Below are 1158 nucleotides of genomic sequence, written 5' to 3' on the forward strand. Positions count from 1 at the left end.
TGTAGTTGTCAATATCTGATCTGACATTTAGTGAGAAAATTACTGCTGTCCGCTGACAGCTTCAGCTTCCTCGGACACCGCTCCATCATAGCCGATCATTTTCTCCTTGGCGATATGCAGCGATTCCTTGAAGGTCTCCAGGGGAGTCTTCCCGAAGCACCATCGGCCGGTATGGGGTCGCCGCTCATTGTAGTCCTTCAGCCATTCATCGAGGTCGGCCTGTAATGCCGCTATGCTTTCATACACCTTTTTCCTGAACGCTATCTGATAGAACTCCGTCAGTATAGTCTTGTGGAATCGCTCACAGATTCCATTGGTCTGTGGGTGCCTTGCCTTAGTCCTCGTGTGCTCGACTCCTTCCAGCTCAAGAAGCAACTCATAGGGGTGGTGTTCGACCAATCCGCAGAACTCGGTACCCCGATCGGTGAGGATCCGTAGTAACGGTATTTCGGCTTCGTTGTAGAAGGGAAGCACGCGGTCGTTCAGCATGTCGGCCGCGGTTATCGGCGTCTTGCTCTCATACAGTTTGGCGTCGGCGTATTTACAGTAGGTATCAACAAATGTCTGTTGATATACCCTGCCGACGCCTTTCAGCGTACCGACATAGAAGGTGTCTTGGGACCCAAGATACCCCGGATGCTCGCTCTCAATCTCGCCGTGTTCCCGTTCCTGTTCCTTCTTCCGTTCCAAGGCCGCTACCTGCGCCTCAGTGTAGACCAAACCTTCTTGGGCCGATTTGGCCTCCAGAGCTTTCAAGCGTTTCTGGAATACCTCCAGGTCATGACGCAACCAGATGCAACGGACCCCGCCGGGTGAGACGAAGATGCCCTCCCTCTTGAGTTCGTTGGAGATACGGACCTGACCATAGGCCGGGTAGGCGAAGGTCATATCCACCACGGCCTGCTCAATCTCAGGGTCCACGCGGTTCTTCAGATTCGGCTTTGATTTGGGAATATCCCTGAGCGCTTCCTCGCCGTTCAGCTCGAACTGCTTTTTGAAGCGGTAGTAGGAATCCCTGGAGTAGCCCATTACCCTACAGGCTTCCGCCACATTACCGAGGTGCTTCCCGAGCTCAAGGAGCCCCATCTTCGGCTTCACAATCTTCTGATGCATTGTCATATGATCCTCCACTCTTATCTACCAAGTGTCAGATCAGAT

The 1158-nt window shown here is 53.0% G+C and carries 1 protein-coding gene; it reads right to left on the bottom strand.

Annotated features, from left to right (window positions below; translation table 11 throughout):
• Positions 1 to 39: 39 nt before the first annotated feature.
• Entirely contained in the window at positions 40 to 1119 is a 1080-nt protein-coding gene (locus tag EKD03_RS18285) for an IS481 family transposase (RefSeq protein ID WP_129633901.1), read from the bottom strand.
• Positions 1120 to 1158: the final 39 nt, after the last annotated feature.

Origin of the sequence: Candidatus Oscillochloris fontis (assembly GCF_004138135.1) — a bacterium.
Taxonomy (GTDB): domain Bacteria; phylum Chloroflexota; class Chloroflexia; order Chloroflexales; family Chloroflexaceae; genus Oscillochloris; species Oscillochloris fontis.

Coding starts and splice junctions, on each gene's coding strand:
- EKD03_RS18285 (WP_129633901.1), bottom strand. CDS start 1,119: ATGACAATGCATCAGAAGATTGTGAAGCCGAAGATGGGGCTCCTTGAG.